Consider the following 23,997-nt stretch of genomic DNA (forward strand, 5'->3'; position numbering starts at 1 on the left):
CTTCGTCCGACCCAATGCGAACAAAAGGGACGGATCGCCCGGAAGCTTTGGCTCCCAGGCGATCCGCCCCATCATTTACTCAGATCGTGCGAATCCACCAGTAGGCGCCCCACACCCACAGGGTCATCGGGACCATGGCGACACCGATCAGCATCTGAACGACGTCGCCGACCCGGCCCCACACCGGGGAGATCTTGCGGCCGGTGATCGCCAGCGCGTGGACCAGCAGCAGGATCGTCAACACCGTCAGGCTGGCCCCCACGACCAGCAGCCGGGCGTTCGGCCCCAGCGCCGTCGCTCCGGTGTAGGCCAGGGCGGCCGGGCCGAGGAAACCGCCGATCAGCAGCGGCAGCCGCTGGCCGATGCTGCGGAAGTACCGGGATTTCAGCAGCAGCCAGGCCGAGAACAGCCCGGACATGATCAGAGAGGGAAGCACTTGCCCGGTCACCGTGAGGCCGAGAACCATGGCGCAGCCGCCCACGACGACCGAGCAGGCCGTCAGCAGGCCCGACATGAACTCGTCGGCGCGGTCGCTGCGGACCAGCGCCAGGTCGCTGGCGGCGTCGTCGGGCGGCGGCGTCTCACGCCGCAGTTCGTCGGTGCTGGAGGGCACCTCCGGGATCGGCAGTTGGGCCAGCCGGTAGGACAGCATCGGCAGCGCCGGGATCACCAGCAGGAAGATCGCGGCCAGCGTCGCGGCCGCCGCCGGTTGCTCCACCGGCAGCCAGGTGCAGGTGGCGGTGGCCAGTATCAGGCCGATGCCCGCCAGGATGACCGAGTGGAACAGCGGCATCGCGCGTTCGACGGCCAGCGAGGCCAACAGCGCGAAGATCGCCATGACACTGCCCCCGGCCAGAAACTGTGGCGCGCCGAGATCCTCGAGCGGCCGTTCCTGAGAGAGCAGGATGATGCCACCGAATAGTCCACAGGCGACGCCCATGGCGCCCAGCAGCGTCGCGGGCCGGGTGCGCTCGAAGGCGCGCTCCAGGGCCCAGGCCGCCGCCAGCGAGACCACCCCGGCGATGAGCACCAGCGTCCCGGCCAGCACCGTCCCGACGTACCCGGCGACGCCGATCGCGCCCAGCAGCGCGGCCGCGGCGGCGGCGAGCCCGAACTTGCGGCTGGCGTCGGAATCCCATACGCCCGAACGCCTCACGCCCGCGACGGAGACCGCGTCGACGACGTCGTCGAAGATGATGCCCGGCACGGCGTCCTCGACCGGCCGGAAGAACAGCTCCTCGCCGTCGATGATGCCGAGTTCGGCGCAGGACAGTTCGGCGTCGAGCGCGGGCTCGCCGAGGCGCGCCAGCGCCCAGCCGCCCACACCGATGCCGTCGTCCACGAAATATTCACCGTCCGGACCCGAAGCCGCGTGCACTAGCAACTCGGTTTGCAGTTCCACCAGCGGAACCTGGGCAGGCAGCGCCACATCCATGCGGGTGTGTGGGGCGACGATGGTGACCCGGCACAAAGCGGTGTCGGTCGTGGCCATAGGGGTGCTCCTGGGGCTTGTTCAACTGCATCGATTTATGGACTCGCTGCGGCGCCGAGACTACCGCTGGGACGAGTCGCTGTTTACCATGTCACGTTAATCGATGGGAGTACATAAATGGGTACGGTGACTTTCCGGCGGCAGCGACGCGTCCCCGGACCAGAGCTGCCCGCCGGCGAGCTGAAGGTGAAGGCGCCGCCCGAACTGCCGCAGCCGCAGCAGCGCAACCTGACTCAGGTACTCATGATGTTGCCGATGGTGCTCATGATGGGCGCGATGGTCCTGATGATGATGGGACGGTTCGGCCGCGTCGGCAACAACCCCGGCGGCAACGGCATCATGTCCAGCCCGTTCATCATCATCGGCGGCATGTTCGGTCTGGCAATGCTGGCGATGGTCGGTGTCGCGTTCATGGGTGGCCGGGGCGAGAACCGGCAGAAGCTGCTCAGCGAACGCCGCGACTACATGCGCTACCTGGGACAGTGCCGTCGCCAGGTGCGCCGCGCCGCCGACCAGCAGCGCTCGGCGATGCTGTGGCGCCACCCGAGGCACCAGTCACTGTGGAACTATGTCCACTCGCGACGGATGTGGGAGCGTCGCCCCGTCGACGACGACTTCGCCGAGGTCCGGCTCGCGGTCGGCAAACAGCGGCTGGCCGTCCAGCTGGCCACCGAGGAGACCAAGACGCTGGAGGACCTGGAACCGATGAGCGCCATCGCGTTGCGCCGGTTCGTCAAGGCCCAGTCCACCGTCCGCGACATCCCGATGGCCCTGCAACTGCGGTCGTTCCGACGGCTGAGCGTGCGCGGCGACAACACCGCCGCCCACGACCTGGTGCGCGCCATGCTGGGCGAGCTGGCGGTCTTCCACAGCCCCGAGGACGTCATCATCGCCGCCGTGGTCGACCCGTCCCGCCGCCGCGACTGGGACTGGCTGAAATGGCTGCCCCACAACATGCACTTCGACGAGGACGACGCCGCCGGTCCCCGCCGCCTGGTCGTCGGCTCCTTCACCGAACTGGAGACCATGCTCGACTCCATCCTGGAGGATCGCAGCCGGGTCATCTCCGACGCCGCCACCGTGCACGAGGGCGCCCACATCGTCGTCGTCAACGACGGCGTCGAGGTCTCCGCCGCCCCAAGGCTTTCCGGGCAGGGACTGTCGGGCACCACCGTCATCGAGTTCGAACCCGAACTGCCCAAGCGCATGATGCCCTGGTTCCTGGCGCTGGACGTCACCCGCGAGTCGGTGTCGATGCGCTACATGGACACCGTGACCCCGATGGGCAAACCCGACGGCCTCAGCGTCCGCGCGGCCTCGGCACTGGCCCGCCACCTGTCCCGCTACCGGCTGGCCGAACCCAGCGCCGAAGTGGAGCCGCTGGCCGTCTCCATGGAACTGCCCGACCTGCTGGGCATCGGCGACGCGGGCGCGTTCAGCCCCCGTCGAGTGTGGAACCCGCACAAGCCCAACGCGCAGCGCCTGCACGTCCCGGTCGGCCTCGACCCGGACGGCAACAAGATCCTGCTCGACTTCAAGGAGGCCGCCCAGGGCGGCATGGGCCCGCACGGGCTCATCATCGGCGCCACCGGTTCCGGAAAGTCGGAGATGCTGCGCACCATCGTGCTGGCACTGGCGTGCACGCACTCCTCCGAGGAACTCAACTTCGTCCTGGTCGACTTCAAGGGTGGCGCCACCTTCGCGACCCTGGACCGGCTGCCGCACACCAGTGCCGTCATCACCAACCTCGCCGACGAACTACCCCTGGTCGACCGGATGGCCGACGCCATCAACGGCGAACTCGTCCGACGCCAGGAACTGCTGCGCGCCGCCGGAAACTATGTCTCGCAACGAGACTACGAACGCGAACGCCGCGCCGGAGCCGCCCTGGCCCCGATGCCCAGCCTCATGATCATCTGCGACGAGTTCTCCGAACTGCTCAGCGCCCAACCCGACTTCATCAACCTGTTCGTCCAAATAGGGCGAGTCGGACGATCGCTGGGCGTCCACCTGCTCCTGGCCTCGCAGCGCCTGGAGGAGGGCCGCCTCAAGGGACTCGACTCGCACCTGTCCTACCGGATCGGTCTGCGCACCTTCTCGGCCACCGAGAGCCGCATCGTCCTGGGCGTCACCGACGCCTACGAACTCCCGCAGGCCCCGGGCCACGGTTACCTCAAGATCGACCAGGACACCATGCTCCGGTTCCGGAGCTCCTATGTGTCCGGAGCCTACAAGAGCCGGGTCCGCACCAAGGGCCGCGACCGGCCCACCCTGGAACTCAACCCGCAGATCATCCCCTACTCGGTCAACTACCACAAACCCGCCCGCGCCGCGATCAGCTCGCACCCGGAACCGTTGGCGCCCAAACCAAAGGAAGCCAGCGACTCGACCGACACCGAGTCGGTGAAGAACACCCTCATGGACGTCCTCACCCGGCGCATCGCCGGACAGGGCCCACCCGCCCACCAGGTCTGGCTGCCCCCACTGGACGATCCGCCCAGCCTCGACAAACTGTTCTCCCGCCTGGAGGTCAGCGAGGAACGCGGCCTGCACGCCCCCGACTGGCCCCAGGGCACCCTCAACGTCCCCATCGGATACATCGACAAACCCTTCGAACAGCGCCGCGACCTGCTCGCGGTCGACCTGTCCGGAGCGGGCGGCAACTTCACCGCCGTCGGCGGCACCCAGTCGGGCAAGAGCACCGTCCTGCGCGCCGTCCTGGGCTCGCTGGCCCTGACCCACACGCCCGACCAGGTGCAGTTCTACGGCATCGACCTGGGCGGCGGCTCACTGCGCGCCCTGTCCGACCTGCCCCACATGGGCGGCATGGGCCACCGGCAACGCCCCGACGCGGTCCGCCGCATCCTGGCCCAAGCGCTCCAGGTCATCTCCGACCGCGAACGCCGCTTCGGCGACCTGGGCATCGACAACGTCGGCGACTACCGCCGCATGCGCGCCACCGGCGAGGTCGACGACCCCCTCGGCGACGTCTTCGTCGTCATCGACGGCTGGGCCGCCTTCAAGGACGACTTCTACGAGCAGATGGACCAGGTCTTCTCCATCGCCCAACGCGGCCTCGCCTACGGCGTCCACACGATGATCAGCGCCAACCGCTGGACCGACATGCGCCCACCGCTGCGCGACCTCATGGTCTCCCGCGTCGAACTCAAACTGGGCGACGCGATCGACTCCGAGATCGACCGCAAGATCGCCAAGAACGTCCCCGACCGCGCACCGGGCCGAGGCATCGTCGAGGGCGGCTTCCAAATCCTCTCCGCGGTACCCCGCATCGACGGCAAATCCTCGGCGGAGGACCTGGTCACGGGAGTCTCCAAGTTCGTCGAGCGCTCCCGCAAGACCTGGAAGCACAAGCCCGCCGAAGTCCTCCGCATGCTGCCCCGCGAAGTCAAACCGGACGAGATCCCCACCTGGGAAGACGGCCAGCCCCTCGCGATCGGCATCAACGAGTCCCGACTCGAACCCGTCATGCTCGACCTCGACAACTCCCCGCACCTGATGATCTTCGGCGACGCCGAATGCGGCAAGACCAACCTGCTGCGGCTCATCGTGAAACAACTGCGCCAATCCCAGGCGGAGAAGCCCCCGAAGTTCGTCGTCGTCGACTACCGCCGCACGATGCTCGGCGAGATCGACGACGAGGTCCTCATCAGCTACTCCGCGGGACCAACTGAAGCGGCGAAGGAACTAGTCGAATGCGTTGGGGCCCTTCAACAACGCCTCCCCGGCCCCAACGTCACCCCCGAGCAGCTCCGGGCCCGCGACTGGTGGACCGGCTCCGATGTGTACTTCCTCATCGACGACTACGACCTCGTCATGTCGCAAAAGCCCAACGCGGTACGAGCGCTGCTTCCGCTACTGCCGCAGGCTCGCGACATCGGAGTCCACGTTGTCATCACCCGCCGCATGGGTGGCGCGAGCCGGGCCATGATGGACCCGGTCCTGCAGTCGTTGCGGGACCTGCAAGCTCCTGGCCTGCTGATGTCCGGCTCTCCCAGCGAGGGCTCGGTTCTGGGTGGCAGGGTGAAGCCGATGCCGCAACCCCCTGGACGTGGGATTCTCATGTCGAGGGACGGCAAGGATCTCATCCAGACCGCACTGTCACCGAGCAAGTTCGCATAGTGATCGCAGTCTTCAAAACTCCCACAATTAAGAATCTGTCTATGTCTGAGTTCGCTTGGGACACTTCCATCTAATGGCGAACTTCGTTAGATTCGTCTCACGTGCACCAATCCGTTTGAAGGAAAGGAAGTGACACGGTGAACGACCTTCTCGCTGAAGTCAGCAGTATTCAATCGACAGCTTCGAGTATCGACGACGCCGCGTCTCAGGCGATGTCCCTCGCGGGCCAGGTCCTCGGCATCGCCGAGAGCACTGTCTGGCAGGGGACGGCTAACGCGGCCTACGTTGACGCCGTGGAGACGTTCCGTGAGCAGAAGGACAAGCTGGGCCAACTGCTGAGTCAGATCAGTGGCGACGTCGACTTGGCCGGTGTTGACCACCAGACCAACGAAGACGAGCAGCAGGCCGGTATGCAGGCAAAAGCCGGAATGATGGCTTAGGGATCAGAGGAGTCAGAACATGGTGATTCAAGCCAATTTCGGCAGCATGGATGGTTCCCAGGCCGAGCTGGGGACCAAGGTTGAAGAGCTCATCCAGGTGATCGAGGACCTGATGGCCCGGGTCAACTCCACCGAATGGGAAGCCGACGACCGCAACTCGTACCAGGAACTCCAGGAAATGTGGAACTCCGAGGACAACAGTCTGCAGGACGTCCTCCGGGAGATCGCCGGCCAGGTCGGTACCGCCCGTGAGGGTTACCAGTCGACCATCGCACACAACGCCGGTCGCTTCTAGCGTCGCAAACGCCCGAACAACGACCAAGCGGTCTTGAACTTCCGAACCACGAGTTCAAGACCGCTTTTCCATACCTTACGACGCTACGAGAATCTCATTCTGGGCATGATGTGTCGTTTACGGGCACGCCCAATCGGGTGAAGATGTCCAGAGCTTCCTCACGTTGCTGGCGTGCGATGGCGGAATCCCCCAAAGCGTCATGTGAGTCGGCGAGCGTGCGGAGTACTCGCGCCTGGGCCAATGGGTAGGGCATAGCGCTGAAGAACTCCAGGGCTCGCGTTCCATGCTTGATCGAGTCAGCGTATTCACGCAGTTTGTTGTACACATTGCTCAACGTCGCTGCGGCCATCGCCTGAAGGGACTTGGCGCCGGAGTACACGGAGGTCTCGTCGAGCCTGGCGAGCTGTGTACGGGCCTCGTGCGGGGAATCGGTATCACACAAGGACAGCGCGTGCTCCGATCGCATGATCGACTCAGGGAGCGGATACCCGTTTTCGGCAGCGAGTTCGAGCGCCAGCGCGGTATCGGCGCGGGCACCACTGAGATCGTTCAATCTCCGGCGGATCCGGGACCGTTTCTGGAGCGCATACAGCTCCGCACGTAGATGTGAGTGTTCGCGAGCGGTTCTGAGCGTGCGAGTGGCAAGTTCAAGCGCCACTTGCAGTTCGCCACGGGCTGCCTCGAGATCTACCCGAGCCGTCATGAGAAACACCGTCGAAGCCGGAGGGCACTCAATGGCATCGAGTTGTCGTATGACCTCGCCGGCACGGAGGTATTCTCCACGGTCCAATAGCAAATGGGCTAGAGCGATGCCGACAGGCACAGCGAAAGCAGGTTGGTCGGAGTGTGTCGCGGCTTCCAGGGCCTCTTCGAGCAGGGGTTGGGCCTGCCTGAAGTTGCCGTCATGGCTGTAGAGAGTGCCGAGGTTACCGCGAGCGATGCCATCAGCGTCGTCGTCGAAGGCGAGAGCGTGCGTGACGGCCTGACGTCCATATGCGAATGCGGCGGTGTAGTCGCCTGTCGCCCAGCTGTACGCGGTCAGCGCTGTTGTCGTGCGTTGCAGGCTGAGCTGATCGTTCACTCGCAGGGCCAATTGATGCGCTGTGTCTAGATGCGACAAGACCTCGGACAAGTGAAGTCCGTTGTGCAGATTGATCTGGAGTACGGGGATCAGCGACAGGGAACGGCGATGGTCTTGCCAGGCTTTGAAAGCGGCGACCACATTCCCGTACTCCGACGCAGCGGTCTCCGCTCTGGTGTCGTAGTACCACTGAACAATACGATCGGCTGTGGCCTCATGTTCTGAAGCATCCAAAGAGTCCTTGGCGATTGTCGCGGCGTATTCACGGACGAGGTCGTGAAAGCGGAAGCGGTTCGTACGATACGGCTCAAGCAAGTTGCCGGACACCAGGGTTCGCAACAGCCGGAGTGCCTCCGTCGGGGGTTCTTGTCCGATGACGGTGACGAGATCCTGGTGGAAGTCCTCACCGGGAATCAGACCCACTCGCATGAAGAGCTGTTGGGCAGCGACAGGCAGTGCCTGAACCGACAGGCTGAGCGCGGCGCTGACTGCGGTTTGAGGCTCCCCCTCAATGGATAGGCGCTCAAGCCGTTGTGGGCCTTCGAGTTCCTGGACGTATTCAGCGACACTCAATTCAGACGTGGTGCCGAGATTTGCACCCGCTATCCGCAGCGCCAGCGGGAGGTCAGCGCAGAGTCGCGCTAGCTGCCGGGAAGCCGAGGATTCCGCGTGAAGGCGGTCTTTGCCGACCAGGTTATTCAGGACGTCAAGGGATTCCGTTCGGGACATGGCGCCCACCGTTATGGGGACGGCGCCGTGAAGCGCCGTGAGTCCGACCAGCCGATTGCGACTGGTGACCAGGGTCAGAGTTTCCGGTCCCCCGGGCACAAGTGGGCGAACCTGTTCGACATCGCGCGCGTTGTCGAGAACAACCAGAAGGCGTTTGTCGATCACCAGGGACCGGAAGAGTGCCGCCGCTGACTCCGTGTCGGAGGGAATGGTGTCGGCGGGAACGTCGAATGCTCGCAGGAAGCGCGTCAATGCCTTTAGGGGCGCGAGCGGCTCTTCGCGGTCGAAGCCGCGCAGGTTGACATAGAGCTGACCGTCGGGGAAACGGCGCCGGTTGCGGTGTGCCCAGTGGATCGCCAGTGCTGTCTTGCCCACGCCTCCGATGCCGCCGATGGTGGACAGAATCGCGCTGGTCGCGCCCGCTTTCGGCAGACTGTCCAACTGTGCCAGTTGATCATGCCGTCCGGTGAATCCCGCGATATCAGCCGGAAGCTGCGCCGGAACCGGCCTTGAGACGGACCTCTCCGCCACCGCCGGGGCCGCGAGGGAGGGATCCTCCCGAAGGATCGCCGTGCGTTGTTCGCGTAGTGCTTTGCCGGGGTCGATGCCGAGCTCATCAGCGAGGCGTTGCTGAATGTCTGTGTACACGGCCAGCGCTTCGGCAGTGCGGTGATCGCGGTAGAGCGCCAGCATCAAGTGGGAGGCGAGCCGCTGATTGAGTGGGTGTTGTGCGGTTAGTGTGCCGAGTTCGGCTATGTCGAGAGTCTTTCCGAGCTGTAGTTCCAGTTCGATGCGATCCTCTGTGGCGGCAAGCCGAGCGTTGTCCAGGTGGCGGGCCTTGAGCTGGAGTGCGTGTCCCGTCAGCCCGGCCAAAGCTGGGCCGTGCCACAGCCCCAGGGCTTCGCGGAGCCGAGCTAGAGCCGATGCGTGATGGCCTCGTACGCGTTCCTGCTGAGCCTGCTTGACCATCATGTTGAACTGGTGCGCGTCGACCTCGGCGATGTCGAGGTTCAAGCGATAGTCCTGCCCCACCGATTCGATGAGCCGTTGACTCAGCTGATTGCGCAGTTGCGCTAGAGCGTTCTGCACCTGTCGCTTGGCGGTGGCCGGTGGATTGTCATCCCACACCGTGTCGATCAGGGTGGTCAGTGACACCACCTTCCCCGCGTTGAGAGCCAGTATGGCCAACAACCGTGGATGAACGCGTCCACGGATCGCCACGGTACGGTCGTTGTGGCGTACCTCGAGAGGCCCGAGTACGAGTAGCTCCATCCCCGCTGAAACCTAGGCCGTCTTCAAAGCCTTGCGGCGCTTGCGTTTGCGCCAGGCGATCGGCATGACGAAACGGGCGCAGCCGAACGCTATGCCCAGGGCGACGGCGATGCCGAGGATGATGGCCGCGGCGGTGCGGGGGCGGATTTGGGTGTCCGCCTTGAGGTCCACTCCGGGGCCCGCCATGTCCTTGGACGGTTTGGTTTTGTCCATGTTGGTGGTGACGGCGCGGTAGGGGTCGACGGTTCCGAAGCCGACCTGTTCGTCGCGGATGTGGGGCGGGGATTGGGCGGTGGCGCGCATGCGGCCCGCGATCTCCTTGGGGCTGAGGTCGGGGTGGCGGGCTTTGACCAGGGCCGCTGTGCCCGAGACGAAGGCGGCGGCGAAGCTGGTGCCGGTGGCGGACTCGCCGCCGGTGAAGCCTTTGCCTTCCGGGCCGGGGCCGATGATCTCCTCGCCGGGGGCGGCGAGATCGACGTATTTTCCGGTGTTGGAGGAGTCGGTCTTGATGCCCTCGGGGCCCATGGAGGAGACGGCGAGGACCGCGTCGACGTCGTAGGCGGCTGGGTATTGGGGTTCGTTGGTTCCGTCCTTGCCGCCCATGTTGCCCGCGGCCGCGACCAGGACCGCGCCTTTCTTGGCCGCGTATTTGACGGCTTTTTCTAGGACGGAGGCGTGGACGACCTGGACGGAGAGGTTGATGACGTCGGCTCCGGCGTCGGCGGCTTCCCGGATCGCGTCGGCGAGGTTGCCGGGGAGTTCGCGGCCGCCGCCCTGTAGGTCGGGCAGGATGCGGATGGACATCAGTTCGGCGTCGGGGGCCATGCCCGCGAAGGGGCTTTTCTTGTCCTCGCGGCCCGCGATGATGCCCGCGATGGAGGTGCCGTGGCCGACGAGGTCGCAGTCGGCACCGACCTTCGATTGGCCCTCTTCGGGTTCGACGTAGTCGGTGCCGAAGTCGACCTTGCCGTCGAGGACCGGGTGGGCGTCGGAGACGCCGGAGTCGATGACGGCGACCTTGACGCCCTTGCCCCGGGTCAGTGGCCAGACGCGTTCGGCGTTCATGCGGGCCTGGCCCCAGGGGGTGTGGTCGAGGTTGCCCTCCTGGGAGACCGGGTTGCAGTCGGCGGCCACGGCCGCGGTCGGCTGTGCCACGACGATGCCGCCGCCCAGTAGTGCGGCGACCAGAAGTGTTGACAACCGGGGCATGCTGGACAGGTTAGCGGCTTATGGCAGCCTTCGCATGCCGAGCCGAGCCGGTTATGGCAACCGTATATATGGGAATGTTTCCCCGTAAGCACTAAGGTAGTCGCATGTCCGAGACCCCCTATCGGCGCGAGACCGCCGCTGACGAGGTGATCTCACCGTTTCCGTCGCTGGTGGAATCGCGACGCCTGCTGAGTCCGGAGCCCGAGATCGACGAGGCTCCGGCCCCGGCTCCGGCCGCTTCGGCCTCGGCGCCGGTGCCCGCCGACACGCGGGATGCCGAGCCAAAACGGTCGCTAATACGGCGATGGTTGAAGTCCCGCAAGCAATCCGACCCGCAGCCGGAACCCGAACCGGCCCCGCCGCAGCCGTTGGTGCCGGTCAGGCGTCGGATCGCCGAGCTGATGGACAAGCCCGAGGAGGAGGCGGAGCAGTCCGTCGCCGACAAGGCGGTGAAGGCGGCCCCGAAGCGGCGCGAGCTCGAAGCGGCACCGTCGGCGCCGGAGGTCTCGGACGAGTTGGCCGCCGTCGACACGGTGCGGCTGGGTGGCGACGAGAAGCAGCCGGTCGAGGAAGCCGCGACGGTTGACGCCGTTCGGCCCGAGAACCATAAAAGAGCCACAATCGACTCCGGGAAACGCGAGGACGGCGAATCCGCTGCGGCCGAGTCCCAATCGCCGGGCGGCGCCGATCGTGAGCCCGCCGAGCCGGTCCGCTACGGCGCGGTCTTCGAATCGGCTCCCGATCAGCTGCGGGTGCCCCCGCAGGCCGGACCGCAGGTCGGGCGACTCGTGGGCGCGGGGGCCGGGCCGAAGCCGCCGACCCCGAAAGCCGAACCGGTGGCCGATGCCGAACCCGTGTCGAAGGCGCTGGTCAAGTTCACGCCCGACGTCAAACCGTCCGTCGGGGCGCGGGACGAGGCCGCCGCCGCTCCCAAGCCGCAGCAGGCCGTGACCGAGTCCAAGGCCAAGCCGGAGTGGAAGGAGACGGTCAAGAAGCTGGCCGCTGCTGTCTCCGAAGCCGACGCCGCCAAGGCCGGCTCCGCCGCGAAGGCCGAAGCCGGGGACGCGGCGAAGCAGTCGATCGCGACGAAGACGGAAACCGCTGTGGCGGAAGAGGACCCCGTCGACGAACCCGGCGAGCCCGGCCTCGACGAGGACGAACCCGCCCCGGTGCTGCGGGTCCGGGGCCCGGGGGTCCCCAGCGGGCGCACGTACAAGCCGGGTACGGCCGTCGAAGCCGCCCCGGCCTTGCGAGTGCGGGGTCCGCAGCTGCCCCCGGACTGACCGTCCTAATCGGCGGGTCGAATGCCCAGCTTGTGCGTGAAGACGTCGCGTGGGTCCCACTTGGCCTTGGCCTTGCGCAGCCTCGGGTAGTTGTCCTTGTAATACAAGGTGTGCCAGGCGACGCCGGAGGTGTTGAGGTCCTCGTCGGCCAGGTCGGCGTCGGCGTAGTTGATGAAGCTGCCGTCGTTGTCGTCGTCGGGGGCCGGGACTCCGCCTCCGGTTGCGTAGATCTCGGAGTACAACCGACGGACCCGTTTCAGGTTCGCCTTGTCCTGATCGGGATCGGACCAGCCCGTCATGTAGATCGCCTTGAGCACCGAGTCGCGCTGCGCCGTGGCCGTCGCGTTCGGCTTCACGTCGTTGACCTTGCCGCCGTAGGCGACCAGCCAGATCGCCAGGCCCGAGTCCTTCGAGGTCTGGCCCTCGTTGAGGACGTCGTAGGTCAGCGCGATCTGTTCGTCGCTCCAGCCGCGGCGCAGGTATCCGGCCTTGCACTTGACGCGGGATCGCCCGCCGGTCTCGTCCAGGTTCGCCGCCAGGGTGGCGTCCAGCCAGGGCTCGCGGCTCTCGTCGCGTTGGGGCGGCGCCGAAACGCCTTCGGTGATCGCGGCGGCGTACTCGTCGAGGAGGTTCTCGGCGTCGTCGCCGTGAATGGTGCCCACCAGCATGATCGGCGCGGCGCTGGGTTCGTTGAGCATCAGCACGGAGTGCAGGCCCGCGAAACGGGTGCCGGGTTCGCTGTTGGCGGTGTGCCATTCGCCGTGGTTGCGCACCAGCCGCGCGTAGGACTTCTCGTCGAGTGTGGACCAGTCCCAGACGAGGCCGAAGCCCAGCAACTCCTTGGGCGGCTTGGGGAGCAGCTTCGACGGGTCCTTGCTTTCGGCATTGGGGGAGCGGAGCCAGTAGCGCGTCACGATGCCGAAGTTGCCGCCGCCTCCGCCGGTGTGCGCCCACCACAGGTCCCGGTTCGGGTCGTCCTTCTCCCTTGTGGCCACCACGGCCTTGGCCTTGCCGGACTTGCCGACCACCACCACTTCCACGGCGTACAGGTGGTCGACGACCAGTCCGTCCCGGCGGGCCAGGGCGCCGTAGCCGCCGCCGAGGATGTGGCCGCCGACGCCGACCTCGACGCAGCTTCCGGCCGGGATCGTCACGCCCCAGCCCAGGTACAGCCGCCGGTACACCTCCGACAGCCGCAGGCCCGGTTCGATGGCGAAGGCGCGTTTCTCGTCGTCGAAGTACAGGTTCGTCATGGTGGACAGGTCGATGACGGTCTCGATGTCGGCCGAGTCGACGAAGTCCTCGAAACAGTGTCCACCGCTGCGAACCGAGACGCGCTTTCCCGCCGCGACGGCTTCGGTGACGGCCTTGACCACCTGCTCGGTGGTGGTGACTATGTGGACGTTGTCGGGTTCGCCGGTGAACCGGGCGTTCATGCCTCGGGAGGTCAGGTGCGGGTAGCGGGGGTCGTCCTTGCCGACGGTCACGGCCTTCGGGGGTTCGAAGCACTTGTCGGGCGGGTCGGCCAGGGCCAGCGATCCCAGGCCGGAGACCCCGATTCCGGCGGCGAAACCACCGGCGACAGCGGTGCCGGTCAGCAACCGGCGCCGATTCAGCTGATTCATGTGTGTCCATCCCTTCGCGAATCTGAGCCTCCAGATTCGCCGCAACCCGGCCGTGGCACATCGCCCCGGGGAAGGAACCGGGCTGCCCCCTTCGCGGAAGCGCGCGTACACCCTTGGACGGATGCGGGACTCGGTACCGAGGATGAGCCGGACGCGGGGCCGCGCATGGGAAACCGCCCGTGGGCCGCGGGGAGTCGGCTCACGGGCGGTCGATCGCGGGGCTGGTCCTAGCCGACGTCGCGACGCCGGAATCCGAACAGTCCCACGACGGTGGTGGCCACGACGATCGCGCCCAGCCACAGCAGCGGCTGCGCGGTGACGTCCTCGCGCGGCACCTGCGGCAGGTGCGAGAACGGCGACAGGTCCAGCGCCCAGTCGGGCAGTTGCAGTGCCTCGCCGACCTGGCCCAGCAGCAGACAGGCCGTCAGCGCCACCCAGGTCAGGCCCAGCAGTCGCGGCAGCAGGCCGAACAGCAGCGTCGCCAGGCCGGTGAGGGTCCACGCCGCGGGCAGCTGGACGGCGCAGGCCCGCAGGACGTCCGCGAAGGCCTTGCCATAGTCGTCAATGGTCTGTCCATAGGTGATGGCCATGGCGATGCCGCCCAGGCCCAGAACCACCGCCGGTCCGGCGAAGGCGAAGGCCAGGTGGCTGGCCGTCCAACCCACTCGCGACACCGAGGTCGCCAGCAGCTGTTCGGTCTTGTGTCCGGTCTCCTCCACCCGCGCCTTGAGCGCGGCCTGGATGCTGTAACCGGCCACCGCGATCCCCAGCATGCCGACCATGGCGGCGAAGAAGGCGTCGTTGAGGCCCGCTTCGCCGCCCAGTCGGGCGAAGATCTCCTTCAGGGCCGCGCTCTCGTTGACCATGTCGCCGATACCGCCGCTCATCGAGCCCAGCAGCGCGCCCATCGCGACGAAGCCGATGCTCCAGCCGATCAGGGCACCGCGTTGCAGCCGCCAGGCCAGCGCCAGCGGGGTGCGCAGTCCCCAGCGTGCCCGGGCGCGGCCGAGCCGGGTACGGAAGACGCCCGCCTCGACGTCGCGGTGGGCCGACAGCCAGAACGCCGCGGCCACCAGCGCCACCGACGCCGCGCCGAAGTACCACAGCACGTACCAGTTGTCATCGGCGAAGGGCTGCAACTGTTCCAGCCAACCGGCGGGCGACGACCAGGTCATCCACTCGCCGCCTGAGGTGACATCCCCGCCCATGCGCAGCATGTAGGCCGCACCCAGGACGATGAAGAAGATGCCGCGCGCGCCACCGGCGCCCTCCGTGAGCTGGGCGCACACACCCGCCAGGCACGCGAACACGATTCCGGCGACCGCGTACTGGGCGCCGAGCACCAGCGAGCCGGTGGTGTCCAGGTCCTGGCCGTTCGCTCCCCAGGCCACGAAGCCGCCGATCACCAGGCTGGCGACGATGGTGACGACGAGCGCGGCGGCCAGATTGGAGTGCCGCCCCACGACGGTGGAGCCGACGAGTTCGCGGCGGCCCGCCTCCTCGTCGGCACGGGTGTGCCGGATGACGGTCAGTCCGCAGATGACGCCGAGGATCAGCACCACCATGCTGCCGCGCCAGGCGACCAGCCCGCCGAGGGTGGGGGAGAAGACCTTGCCCATCATCGCGGTGAAGGCGGGCGAGGCGTTGATCATCGTCTCGGCGGTCTGCCGCGAGGACGCGCTCGGGTAGATCTCCCTGATGCCGGAGGCCAACCCGATCGGGAACACGATCATGAGCAGTACCCAGCTGGGCAACAGGAAGCGGTCCCGGCGCAGGATGAGCCGGATGAGTTTTCCGGTACCGGTCAGCGTGCTCATGCCTCCGCCTTGGTGATGTCGTCGGAGTAGTGCCGCATGAACAGTTCCTCCAGGGTCGGCGGGGTACAGGTGAGACTGTCCACACCGGTCTGGGTGAGCTTCGCGAGCACCGAGTTGAGTTTGGCCGTGTCGACCTGGCAGCGCACGTGGGTCCCGTCCACGACCAGGTCGTGGACGCCCTCCAGGCTGGACAGTCCGTTGGGGGAGCTGATGAGCTCGGCGTGGATCGACGTGCGGGTCAGGTGGCGCAGTTCGGACAGCGTCCCGGACTCGACGATCTTCCCGTTGCGGATGATGCTGACCCGGTCGCACAGCGCCTCGACCTCGGACAGGATGTGGCTGGACAGCAGCACGGTGCGTCCGTCGCGACGTTCGTCGGTGATGCAGTCGCGGAAGACCTGTTCCATCAACGGGTCCAGCCCGGAGGTCGGTTCGTCCAGCAACAGCAGCTCCACATCGGAGGCGAGTGCCGCGATCAGGGCCACCTTCTGCCGGTTGCCCTTGGAGTAGGTGCGGCCCTTCTTACGCGGGTCGAGGTCGAAGCGTTCGAGCAGGTCCTTGCGGCGCTTGGGATCCAGGCCGCCCCGCAGTCGTCCCAGCAGGTCGATGACCTCGCCGCCGGACAGGTTGGGCCACAGGTTCACGTCACCGGGCACGTAGGCCAGCCGCCGGTGCAGTTTGGTGGCCTGACGCCAGGGGTCGCCGCCCAGCAGGCTCGCCGTCCCGCCGTCGGCCCGCAGCAGGCCGAGCAGGACGCGGATGGCGGTGGACTTCCCGGCGCCGTTGGGACCCAGGAAACCGTGGACTTCGCCGGTGCGAACCGACAGATCGAGCCCGTCGAGTGCGTGTACCTGGCCGAAGTGCTTGACCAGGCTTTCAGTGTGTATGGCGTTTTCCATGATTCAGAGGCTACACTAGCTTCACAAGTTTGTGAATACTCATTACCAAGTACACTTCGCGCCGTCCAGACGCGAACCGAGCAGTGGAGGTTGTCAGATGGCGGGTGATCCGAAGCATGAACGGGACGAAGACGCGATCCGGGCGTTCGTGGAGAACTTCTCGCTGATGTTGTCCGAACGCGGCGTCCCCCGAATGGCCGCACGGGTATCGACGGTCATGATGGTCGCCGAGGAGGACTCGCTCACCGCCGCCGACCTCGCCGAGCGCCTGGGAGTCAGCCCGGCGGCCGTGTCCGGCGCCCTCAAATACCTACTTCACGTGGGTCTGTTCGTCCGGGAGTCCATCCCCAACTCCCGCCGCGACCGCTACCGCTTCGGCGACGACAACTGGTACTCGGCGGCGATCCTCAAGACCGACTTCATGAACCGGGCCGCCGACGAGGTGGACAAACTCGTCGAGGCCGTCGGCGGACCCGGCACCCACGCCGGGCAGCGCATGACCGAGATGAGCGACTTCTACCGCTTCGTCACCGACGAACTCATGAACATGTACGAACGTTGGCAGCAGCACAAGCGCGAACGCGAGGCCGCCGCGTCCGCCCACTGACCGGCTTCGGCACTGGCGCTCGCCGACTAATCTGGCCGAAAACCCGTGCCGGAAGGCTCGAGGCCACCTTCGCCACCCGCGGTGGTGGCGAGGAGTGCCCGCGCGTCTACCAGAACCCGCCCCGCGAGCAGGCCCGCCAGTTCAGCAGCCTCGTCAGCCGCGCACCGGCCGCAGGAGCACCTCGGAACCGATCGGCGTGAACCCCACCGCCAAGAACGCCCGCAACGACCGCGCGTTACCCGGCGAAACCGCCGCGAACACCGGTTCCCCATCCGGTACCAAGCCCAACGCGTCCCGCAACAACCCCCGTCCCACCCCGGTACCGAAACCGCCGTCCAACTCGATGCTCAACTCGCGGCGCCCCGCAAGCCCGCTGGCCAACGTCACCAGCCCTCGCTCGTCTCCGTAGACCCGCACGTCTTTCCGCCACTGGCGCGCGTGCCGCACCCGAGGATGATCGACGTCCCCCAACTCCGGCAACCCCGGTGCCGCACGGTTTCCCCGCCCCACCAAGGTCGCGTCCAAGACCCCGATCTCCCCGTCGGGGCCCGCCAGCCACCGCAGGAAATCCGGTGCCATCGACTCCCCGAACCCGTCCGGTCCTTGGTCCGCCACCGCGTCCGGTGTCAACGCCGTCGCCACCACGGCGAAGCCGGTGAACGCCACCGAACACTCCAACCCACCCGACAGCGGGGGCACCACGACACACCGCCCATCCGCGCCCGGAAACTTGCCGTCGGCGGCGTCGAGGAAATACGAAAGCAGCGGATGATCCATCCCGCCACCCTACGAGCCGACTGCCCACCAACGACGTGTGGCCGATGCGAGCTCCACTCGCACCGGCCACACGATTCCACGTTCTAGTTGTCGTTCTCCCACCCATAAGTGGAGAACCGAGTCCCGGCGTCTCGACGATCGACGGGCTGTGGCGCTGCGGTCCCGCGAATGACGCCCCGAGTCACCTTGCCCTCGGTCCCGCCGAACAGCTCCGAAGCGGGCTCCAGCTTCGGCTCCTGCTTCGAAGCGTAGAACTGCTTCCGCCACTTCTTGCGGGCCTGCAACTTCGCCTCCGCGATCTCGTCGGGAGTCATCGGCCGCTTCTGGGCGTTGCGCGAAATCGCCATCGAGCCGGCCGGGGTCTCCACCGGCCGCTCCACCGGCATCCGTTGCCACGTATGCCGAGTGTCCTTTTTACTGCGCGCCGTCGTATCGGTCAGCGAACCGGACTGCAACTTGGGGCCACTGCGCCCCCGCTGTCCCTTGTTCTTCCGCTCCCCGATGACCTTCCCGGCCGAGGCGACCCGCGGCGGCATCCCGCCACTTCCCCGGCCACCGGGAGCCGACGAACCCGCGGTCTCGCTGCGAGCCCCGATGACCCCCGGAACCGTGCGCCCGGCCCGGGTACCTCGGTACATGCTCTCCTCGAACCCCTTGTTCGGAGCCCCGCGGACAACCCCACCACGCCCACCATTGGGGACAGCCGAAGGCCGAACCGCATTCGCCGAGGTAACCCCACGCGGGCCTCCGGTCCCGCCCCCACTCGTCGGCACCCGCCCAGCCCCGGTAACCGGAGTGCGCCCGGCGGCGGCCTGCCGCTGGTTCGGCAGCAACGAGTTCTTCGGGGCCGTGTTGGCCCCCTTCGCCGGGGCCCCGGCAGGCCCGGTCGGCTTGGCGCCCACACCCGGCCCGGTGGTCGGCTTGACCATCCCCGGTCCCGTGGTCGGCTTGACCATGCCCGGCGTCGGCTTGGCCCCACCCAGCGGCCCGGTAGTCGGTTTGGTGCCCGGCGGAATCACGGGCTTCCCGCCCACCGGCCCGGTCGGACCGCTCGTTCCGGGAACAACAGGCGGCGGCATCGTCACCGGCCCCCCACCCCCGAGGTTCGGCCCGGCACCCGGCACAGTCGGTCCTGGCCCCGGACCCGGAACCGAAGGCGCCGGGGTTCCCGGGTTCTGCAGTTCCGGCCCATCGCTCGGCCGGTCCCCGGGCACAACCGTCCCAGGCCGCTCCGTGCTCCCACCGTTCGGTCCGCCGGTCGCGCCGCCGTTGTTACCCGCGCCGTTGAAGGTCCCACCCTGCCCAGACGAGGGGTCGGGGTAGTAGGCGTGCTGGTAGTTCCCGTCCAACGGCGTTTCCGGACTCGGCCCCGTGTACACGGGGCCGCTGTACTTGGGCGGGGGATTCAGCGTGATCTGCTCCTGCGAGTACGTCGAGTTCGACTCGGAGAACGTCCGGCGGGCCTCGTACAGAGTGTCCTCAAGGGCCTGTGAATAGGCGTCCTTGCCGCCGTCGGCAGACATGGACTGCAACTCGTTGCGGTTTTCGTTGGCCAGCGCGCGATCCGCCACGATCTCTTCGATGAGCGGCCGGACCCGCTTGACTTCGGTGATGATCGAGTCGGTCGACTTGCGGTTGCTCTCGGCGACCTCGTGTTGGTCCTCAGTCGCCTTGACGACCTTCTCGAGCGCCTCCACGAACACATTGCCCGCCGCGGACTTGAAGTTGTCCCGCAGGTTCGGCAGCTCGGCCTCGATGTCGGCCTTCATGTCCGCCATCATGTCGCGGTAGTCGGACCAACCGTCCCGGCGAGTCTCCATTTCGGAGACTTTCTCGAAGTCGGTGCGGGACGCCTGGTCGATCTCGTTGATGTCCAGGTCGAAGACACTGTAGGTGGCGCTGTGCCCGGGCGGCGTTTCCTCAATCATGGATTCGTAGTCCTTTGTCTGTCTACAAGGATCGGCAAAGTCGAATGGGATTACTGCTGAGGCAGCGGGCCTTGCTGAGTGGCTACGCGTTCTTCTCCCGGCGTGAAGTCGCCCTGCAGGTCCGTCGCGTTCTCGCCGTCCTGACCGGAGTACTCCTCGGCCGCGTAAGCCGCGGCGTTCGCCATCCCTGCCCAGGCGCGCATGAACTGCTTCAGCACCTTTTCGCCCACCAGGGCATTGGTCACCTCGGTTTTGCCAACCTGAAGACCGTCGTACTCGACTCCGGAGGAGCCCATGCTGCCGCCGGAAGTCGAATAGGCGCGATCGTCACCCCCGCCACCCTCGCCACCTGCCAGTTTGGTGCTGATCGTTCTGGCGCGTTCCTCGTATTTCGTGGTCAGAAGGTGGTGCATGTACTCCGCGAAACCACGCACATTCGTAGTGTCAAAACGGATGTCCTGGTTGTCGTTCACGGTTGTCTCTCCTCAGTCAAGCTTGCGCAGGGCACACGGTCGGCCTGCCGATGTCCGCACAGTACAAACCCCGTGCAAGAACACAGTGGAACATCAAGCAGAGCCTGGCTTCGGTGCAGGAGAAACCCGGGCCACCACCCAGTTTGCCCACGTGATCGACGATCGTCAACGGACCGAAGCGGTATTGGCCCCAAGCGGCCAGGAGAAGCGTTCACGACAATCACCAGGGCTCAACTCTTGACTCGTGTCGGTAACATTGCGCACCGGCCGCATCAAGTCATTCGGCAATCGCCGCCGGTGAAGGCGAAGGGAACTCACCAGTCATGCGTCACCAGGTTCGGTTCGGTCTCGGGGCTGCCGCAGCGCTTCTTGTGGTCGCGGGGCTTCCCGTTCCCGCCCATGCGGATGAGGTCCGTGATGACCAGTGGATGTTGAACGCCTTGGGAATCGAACAGGCCCATAAGGAGACCAGAGGCGCTGGCGTGACGATTGGGATTGTGGACTCCGGTGTGGACGCCACACATCCTGACCTCAAAGGGAACGTTGAGGCGGGGCAGGCGTCTTGGGAGGGCGGCAAGGATGGCCTGAAGGACACCATGGGCCACGGGACCGCCATGGCCTCGATACTCGTCGGACATGGTCACGGCGACGGAGGTGAAGACGGTGTCCTGGGTATCGCACCCGAGGCCAAGGTGAAATCAGTATCGATCTATCCGAGCAGCGATCCTCGCGATGACCCACGCGGCTCACATGACCGCATGGTCGAAGGTATCCGGTGGCTGGCCGACGAAGGCGTGGACGTCATCTCCGTTTCCCAGGGCGGGGCTGGATCCGACGCATTGGAAGAAGCCGTCAAATATGCCGTTGAGGAGAAAGGTATCCCTCTCGTCGCCTCGGCTGGCAATACGGCAGGGGGGCCAACGGGCGACGTCGTGGTGCAGGCTCCGGCTGTGTACGACAATGTTTTCAGTGCCACCGGAACGACCAAGCAAGGCAAGTTCTGGGATGGCTCCGTAGAGGGGACTTCCCCTGACGACGTCACTGTCGCAGCACCTGCCGAGGATGTGGTGCACGCGTGGAACGACCGAGGTTATGACGACAATTCGGGAACCTCGGATTCCGCGGCGATCGTGGCGGGCACGATCGCGTTGATGAAGGCCCAGTGGCCCGACATGTCGCGCGAGACCATTGAATGGCGGCTGACCGAAACAGCTGACGAAAAAGGCAAGGACGGGCCGGACACGAAATATGGCTTCGGCATTGTCAATCCTGCCGAAGCGTTGACGGCACACGTTGACCCTCCCGATGGGGTTTCCGACGAGGAGATCAACCCGGAACCCAACCCGAAGGCGAGTGCCTCGCCCAGTCCCTCCAAGGATGACGGGGCGTTGACGGCCTCCGATTCCGGTGCGGGGCCGGTTGTCTGGATCGTTGTCGCCGTCGTCGCCATCCTGGCCGCCGCTGTCGTCAGCTTCATCCTCATCCGCCGCCGCAGACAACCGCCCGCTGCCTAGCGCGATGGCCTCTGGGCTAATCGAGTCGCTGGGGGTGTGGGGGTTGTGTAAAGCTGGGGCCGATGTCGAAGCGTAGTAGGAATGACGAACGCCCAGCCGCTCCGGAGGCTTTGCCCGTGGCGGTGCCGGACAACCACACTCACCTGGACATTGTCGTGGGTGAGCGGGCGCCGGAGGTGGGGCCGGGGGATGCCGCGGTGATCGCTGAGTTGGACGCCGCCAGTGCTGTGGGGATTGATCGGGTTGTTCAGGTGGGCATTGACGTGGCCACTTCGCGGTGGGCTGTCGGGTTGGCCGAGTTGGACAGTCGGGTGTTGGCCGCGGTGGCGTTGCATCCGAATGACGCGCCGCGGCAGGGGGATTTGGAGGGGGCTTTGGGGGAGATAGAGGCGTTGGTGAAGCATCCCCGGGTGGCCGCTTTGGGGGAGACCGGGATGGACTTCTTCCGGACCGGGGATGAGGGGCGGGCGGCGCAGGAGGCGTCCTTTCGGGCGCATATCGGGATGGCGAAGGCGCATGGGAAGGCTCTGATGATCCATGACCGGGAGGCGCACGAGGATGTGCTGCGGGTGCTGGACGAGGAGGGGGCGCCCGAGACCGTGGTGATGCACTGTTTCTCGGGGGACGCCGAGCATGCGCGGGAGTGTGCGCGGCGCGGTTATTACATGAGTTTCGCGGGGAACGTGACGTTCAAGAACGCGCCGAAGTTGCGCGAGGCCGCGTTGGCTTGTCCCCGGGAGTTGATGTTGGTGGAGACGGATGCGCCGTTCATGACTCCGATGCCGTTTCGGGGTCGGTGGAACGGGCCGTATCTGGTGCCGGTGACGGTGCGGTTCTTGGCCGAGTTGGTGGGGGAGGACCTGGAGCGGTTCTGTACCGATGTTTCGGCCAATACCGAGCGGGTTTATGGCAGCTGGTCAGTAGAAGTGTCGTAGGGACGGCCACAGGTCGGACCAGGGTCGGGTGGGGCCGGAGCAGGCGAGGATCGGGGTGCCTTGTTCCTCGTTGTCGACCTGGGCGCTGTCGACGCGGCCGACGCGGCGGCAGTCGGTGAAGAAGCGGGCCGGGAATTCGCCGACCGTCAGGACGGGACCGGTGGCGGAGTCGGGCGGTGGACCCCAGTCGGCGTAGCTCATGTGGCCCGAGAACGGCTGCGGGAGATCGTGGTCGGGGCCGTAGTGGGCGATCGCGGAGGCTTGGCCGTAGTTCTGGGTGAAGATGACCGCGTCTGTTGTGGAGGGCAGGTCGTTCCAGGCGGTGGCGACGGCGGCGGTGAGTTCGGGCCAGCCGACTTGTTCGCCCTGTTCCTTGTTGACGGCGTTGGGGATGTCGAGTTGGGTGGGTGGCAGGGTCGGCAGGGACATGACGGCGGTGGACGCGGCGGTGAGGGTAACCCCGGCGATGACCACGGCGGTGCGCCAGGTGGTGTGGCGGGCCCAGGTGACGACGGGGCCGCAGCCGGAGGCGGTGAGGACCAGGAGCAGCGGGAGGGTGTAGTAGCCCTTGCCGCCCAGGGCCAGGACCAGGGCACACAGGATCGGGTAGGTGAGGGCCAGCCAGCGGGTGGTGCGGTCGCGCCACAGGTGCCACCAGCCGGTCAGCCAGATGGGGACCAGCAGGGGTGAGACGTAGAGCAGTTGCTCGGGGATGAACATGATCCGGTTGTCGGTGCCGTCTTCGGCGCTGATGCCGCTGGCGACCGTGAGCTGGGGCCAGTCGTGGGTGGCCTGCCAGATGAGGTTGGGGGCGGCGATGGCGGCCGCTACGGCGACGCCGATCCAGGGCCATCGGCCTTTGAGGAGGGTTCGGGGGCCGGTGATGAGGATGGCGACCAGCATGACGGCGGCGAGCAGGACGATGAGGTGCTTGTTGAGCAGGCCGACGCCCGCGAGGGCTCCGGTGGCCAGCCACCAGCGGGGGTTGGCGGTGCGGTGGAGGTGCAGGACCGTCAAGATCAGGGCCAGCCAGATGAGGATGTCGAACGTGGTGGTGGAGACCATGTGGCCCACGGCGGGGACGAAGCTGCCGACGGCGGCGCAGCAGGCGGCGAGGAGCTGGCCGCCGCGTCGGGCGCCCAGTTCGCGGGCTATCGCGGCGGTGAGGATGACGATGGCGGCGAAGGCGAGGGTCGCGACGACGCGCAGGCCCGTGGGGGTGTCGCCGAAGACGGTGGTGGAGGCGCGGGCCAGCAGCGGGGTGAGGGGCGGTTGGTCGACGTAGCCCCAGGCGGGATGGTCGCCGGCGGCCATGAAGTAGAGCTCGTCGCGGTGGAAGCCGTAACGGCCCGACAGTGCGAACAGGACGGCGCTCGCCGCCAGGGCGAGCGCGAGTATCGAGCGGGTGGCGAACGGCGGCGACGGCCGCCGTTCGCCGAGGGCGAGGTTCATGGATTGATACTCGCCGATGCGGTGGTGGG

At 66.7% G+C, this 23,997-nt stretch carries 17 protein-coding genes; 7 read left to right on the forward strand and 10 right to left on the reverse strand.

All coding sequences use genetic code 11. From position 1 onward, the window contains the following. Positions 1–79: 79 nt before the first annotated feature. Positions 80–1,492 (reverse strand): type VII secretion integral membrane protein EccD, encoded by a 1,413-nt coding sequence (gene eccD, locus SNAS_RS04890; RefSeq protein ID WP_013016271.1) that lies wholly within the window; start codon positions 1,490–1,492, stop codon positions 80–82. Positions 1,493–1,609: 117 nt separating this feature from the next. On the opposite strand from eccD, the gene SNAS_RS04895 reads away from it, so the two are divergent. The 3 genes from SNAS_RS04895 to SNAS_RS04905 all read left to right on the forward strand — a co-directional run bounded on the left by SNAS_RS04895 (position 1,610) and on the right by SNAS_RS04905 (position 6,367). Next, positions 1,610–5,632 (forward strand): type VII secretion protein EccC, encoded by a 4,023-nt coding sequence (locus tag SNAS_RS04895; RefSeq protein WP_013016272.1) that lies wholly within the window; start codon positions 1,610–1,612, stop codon positions 5,630–5,632. 137 nt (positions 5,633–5,769) lie between these two features. After that, on the forward strand, positions 5,770–6,072 hold the full coding sequence (locus SNAS_RS04900) for a hypothetical protein (RefSeq protein WP_013016273.1): 303 nt from the start codon (positions 5,770–5,772) through the stop codon (positions 6,070–6,072). 19 nt (positions 6,073–6,091) lie between these two features. Further along, positions 6,092–6,367: a WXG100 family type VII secretion target gene (locus SNAS_RS04905; protein WP_013016274.1), complete on the forward strand. Its 276-nt coding sequence runs from the start codon at positions 6,092–6,094 to the stop codon at positions 6,365–6,367. A 94-nt stretch (positions 6,368–6,461) separates the two neighbouring features. Here SNAS_RS04905 and SNAS_RS32400 read toward each other — a convergent pair whose 3' ends face one another. Both SNAS_RS32400 and mycP read right to left on the reverse strand, forming a co-directional pair. Further along, positions 6,462–9,449 carry an AfsR/SARP family transcriptional regulator gene (locus SNAS_RS32400; RefSeq protein ID WP_013016275.1) on the reverse strand — a complete coding sequence of 996 codons (2,988 nt, stop codon included), beginning with the start codon at positions 9,447–9,449 and terminating at the stop codon, positions 6,462–6,464. A 12-nt stretch (positions 9,450–9,461) separates the two neighbouring features. Further along, the gene (gene mycP / locus SNAS_RS04915) at positions 9,462–10,658 is read right to left on the reverse strand and encodes a type VII secretion-associated serine protease mycosin (RefSeq protein WP_013016276.1); all 1,197 of its coding nucleotides are present in this window, start codon (positions 10,656–10,658) and stop codon (positions 9,462–9,464) included. Between the two features lie 104 nt (positions 10,659–10,762). Between mycP and SNAS_RS04920 the strand changes: the two genes are divergently transcribed. Then, a complete protein-coding gene (locus tag SNAS_RS04920; RefSeq protein ID WP_013016277.1) occupies positions 10,763–11,941 on the forward strand; it encodes a hypothetical protein in 1,179 nt (392 codons plus the stop codon). A gap of 5 nt (positions 11,942–11,946) precedes the next feature. Here the strand turns inward: SNAS_RS04920 and SNAS_RS04925 are convergent, their stop codons facing one another. From SNAS_RS04925 to SNAS_RS04935, 3 genes are all read right to left on the reverse strand, one after another. Further along, positions 11,947–13,566 carry an FAD-binding oxidoreductase gene (locus SNAS_RS04925; protein WP_013016278.1) on the reverse strand — a complete coding sequence of 540 codons (1,620 nt, stop codon included), beginning with the start codon at positions 13,564–13,566 and terminating at the stop codon, positions 11,947–11,949. A 227-nt stretch (positions 13,567–13,793) separates the two neighbouring features. Beyond that, complete coding sequence (locus tag SNAS_RS04930; RefSeq protein WP_013016279.1) at positions 13,794–15,383, reverse strand: ABC transporter permease; 1,590 nt, start codon at positions 15,381–15,383, stop codon at positions 13,794–13,796. Next, positions 15,380–16,282, reverse strand: a complete 903-nt coding sequence (locus tag SNAS_RS04935) for an ABC transporter ATP-binding protein (protein WP_013016280.1) — start codon at positions 16,280–16,282, stop codon at positions 15,380–15,382. The genes SNAS_RS04930 and SNAS_RS04935 overlap by 4 nt, the downstream gene beginning before the upstream one ends. Positions 16,283–16,379: 97 nt before the next feature. Between SNAS_RS04935 and SNAS_RS04940 the strand changes: the two genes are divergently transcribed. Further along, entirely contained in the window at positions 16,380–16,889 is a 510-nt protein-coding gene (locus SNAS_RS04940) for a GbsR/MarR family transcriptional regulator (protein WP_013016281.1), read from the forward strand. 153 nt (positions 16,890–17,042) lie between these two features. Here SNAS_RS04940 and SNAS_RS04945 read toward each other — a convergent pair whose 3' ends face one another. The 3 genes from SNAS_RS04945 to SNAS_RS04955 all read right to left on the reverse strand — a co-directional run bounded on the left by SNAS_RS04945 (position 17,043) and on the right by SNAS_RS04955 (position 20,067). Beyond that, positions 17,043–17,666, reverse strand: a complete 624-nt coding sequence (locus SNAS_RS04945) for a hypothetical protein (RefSeq protein ID WP_013016282.1) — start codon at positions 17,664–17,666, stop codon at positions 17,043–17,045. Positions 17,667–17,749: 83 nt separating this feature from the next. Continuing rightward, complete coding sequence (locus SNAS_RS04950) at positions 17,750–19,594, reverse strand: hypothetical protein (protein ID WP_013016283.1); 1,845 nt, start codon at positions 19,592–19,594, stop codon at positions 17,750–17,752. A 50-nt stretch (positions 19,595–19,644) separates the two neighbouring features. Then, on the reverse strand, positions 19,645–20,067 hold the full coding sequence (locus tag SNAS_RS04955) for a hypothetical protein (RefSeq protein ID WP_013016284.1): 423 nt from the start codon (positions 20,065–20,067) through the stop codon (positions 19,645–19,647). Positions 20,068–20,390: 323 nt separating this feature from the next. On the opposite strand from SNAS_RS04955, the gene SNAS_RS04960 reads away from it, so the two are divergent. Beyond that, positions 20,391–21,581 (forward strand): S8 family serine peptidase, encoded by a 1,191-nt coding sequence (locus SNAS_RS04960; RefSeq protein WP_013016285.1) that lies wholly within the window; start codon positions 20,391–20,393, stop codon positions 21,579–21,581. A gap of 62 nt (positions 21,582–21,643) precedes the next feature. After that, a complete protein-coding gene (locus tag SNAS_RS04965) occupies positions 21,644–22,516 on the forward strand; it encodes a TatD family hydrolase (RefSeq protein ID WP_052304911.1) in 873 nt (290 codons plus the stop codon). Here the strand turns inward: SNAS_RS04965 and SNAS_RS04970 are convergent. After that, positions 22,499–23,968 (reverse strand): glycosyltransferase family 39 protein, encoded by a 1,470-nt coding sequence (locus SNAS_RS04970; protein ID WP_013016287.1) that lies wholly within the window; start codon positions 23,966–23,968, stop codon positions 22,499–22,501. The two genes, SNAS_RS04965 and SNAS_RS04970, sit on opposite strands and share 18 nt — an antisense overlap. Positions 23,969–23,997: the final 29 nt, after the last annotated feature.

It is taken from the genome of Stackebrandtia nassauensis DSM 44728, from assembly GCF_000024545.1.
GTDB lineage: Bacteria > Actinomycetota > Actinomycetes > Mycobacteriales > Micromonosporaceae > Stackebrandtia > Stackebrandtia nassauensis.

What these genes read in the sequence shown, in the direction of transcription:
- eccD (WP_013016271.1), bottom strand. Translation starts at nt 1,492, where the DNA reads ATGGCCACGACCGACACCGCTTTGTGCCGGGTCACCATCGTCGCCCCA.
- SNAS_RS04895 (WP_013016272.1), top strand. Translation starts at nt 1,610, where the DNA reads ATGGGTACGGTGACTTTCCGGCGGCAGCGACGCGTCCCCGGACCAGAG.
- SNAS_RS04905 (WP_013016274.1), top strand. Translation starts at nt 6,092, where the DNA reads ATGGTGATTCAAGCCAATTTCGGCAGCATGGATGGTTCCCAGGCCGAG.
- SNAS_RS32400 (WP_013016275.1), bottom strand. Translation starts at nt 9,449, where the DNA reads ATGGAGCTACTCGTACTCGGGCCTCTCGAGGTACGCCACAACGACCGT.
- mycP (WP_013016276.1), bottom strand. Translation starts at nt 10,658, where the DNA reads ATGCCCCGGTTGTCAACACTTCTGGTCGCCGCACTACTGGGCGGCGGC.
- SNAS_RS04920 (WP_013016277.1), top strand. Translation starts at nt 10,763, where the DNA reads ATGTCCGAGACCCCCTATCGGCGCGAGACCGCCGCTGACGAGGTGATC.
- SNAS_RS04925 (WP_013016278.1), bottom strand. Translation starts at nt 13,566, where the DNA reads ATGAATCAGCTGAATCGGCGCCGGTTGCTGACCGGCACCGCTGTCGCC.
- SNAS_RS04930 (WP_013016279.1), bottom strand. Translation starts at nt 15,383, where the DNA reads ATGAGCACGCTGACCGGTACCGGAAAACTCATCCGGCTCATCCTGCGC.
- SNAS_RS04935 (WP_013016280.1), bottom strand. Translation starts at nt 16,282, where the DNA reads ATGGAAAACGCCATACACACTGAAAGCCTGGTCAAGCACTTCGGCCAG.
- SNAS_RS04940 (WP_013016281.1), top strand. Translation starts at nt 16,380, where the DNA reads ATGGCGGGTGATCCGAAGCATGAACGGGACGAAGACGCGATCCGGGCG.
- SNAS_RS04945 (WP_013016282.1), bottom strand. Translation starts at nt 17,666, where the DNA reads ATGGATCATCCGCTGCTTTCGTATTTCCTCGACGCCGCCGACGGCAAG.
- SNAS_RS04950 (WP_013016283.1), bottom strand. Translation starts at nt 19,594, where the DNA reads ATGATTGAGGAAACGCCGCCCGGGCACAGCGCCACCTACAGTGTCTTC.
- SNAS_RS04960 (WP_013016285.1), top strand. Translation starts at nt 20,391, where the DNA reads ATGCGTCACCAGGTTCGGTTCGGTCTCGGGGCTGCCGCAGCGCTTCTT.
- SNAS_RS04965 (WP_052304911.1), top strand. Translation starts at nt 21,644, where the DNA reads ATGTCGAAGCGTAGTAGGAATGACGAACGCCCAGCCGCTCCGGAGGCT.
- SNAS_RS04970 (WP_013016287.1), bottom strand. Translation starts at nt 23,968, where the DNA reads ATGAACCTCGCCCTCGGCGAACGGCGGCCGTCGCCGCCGTTCGCCACC.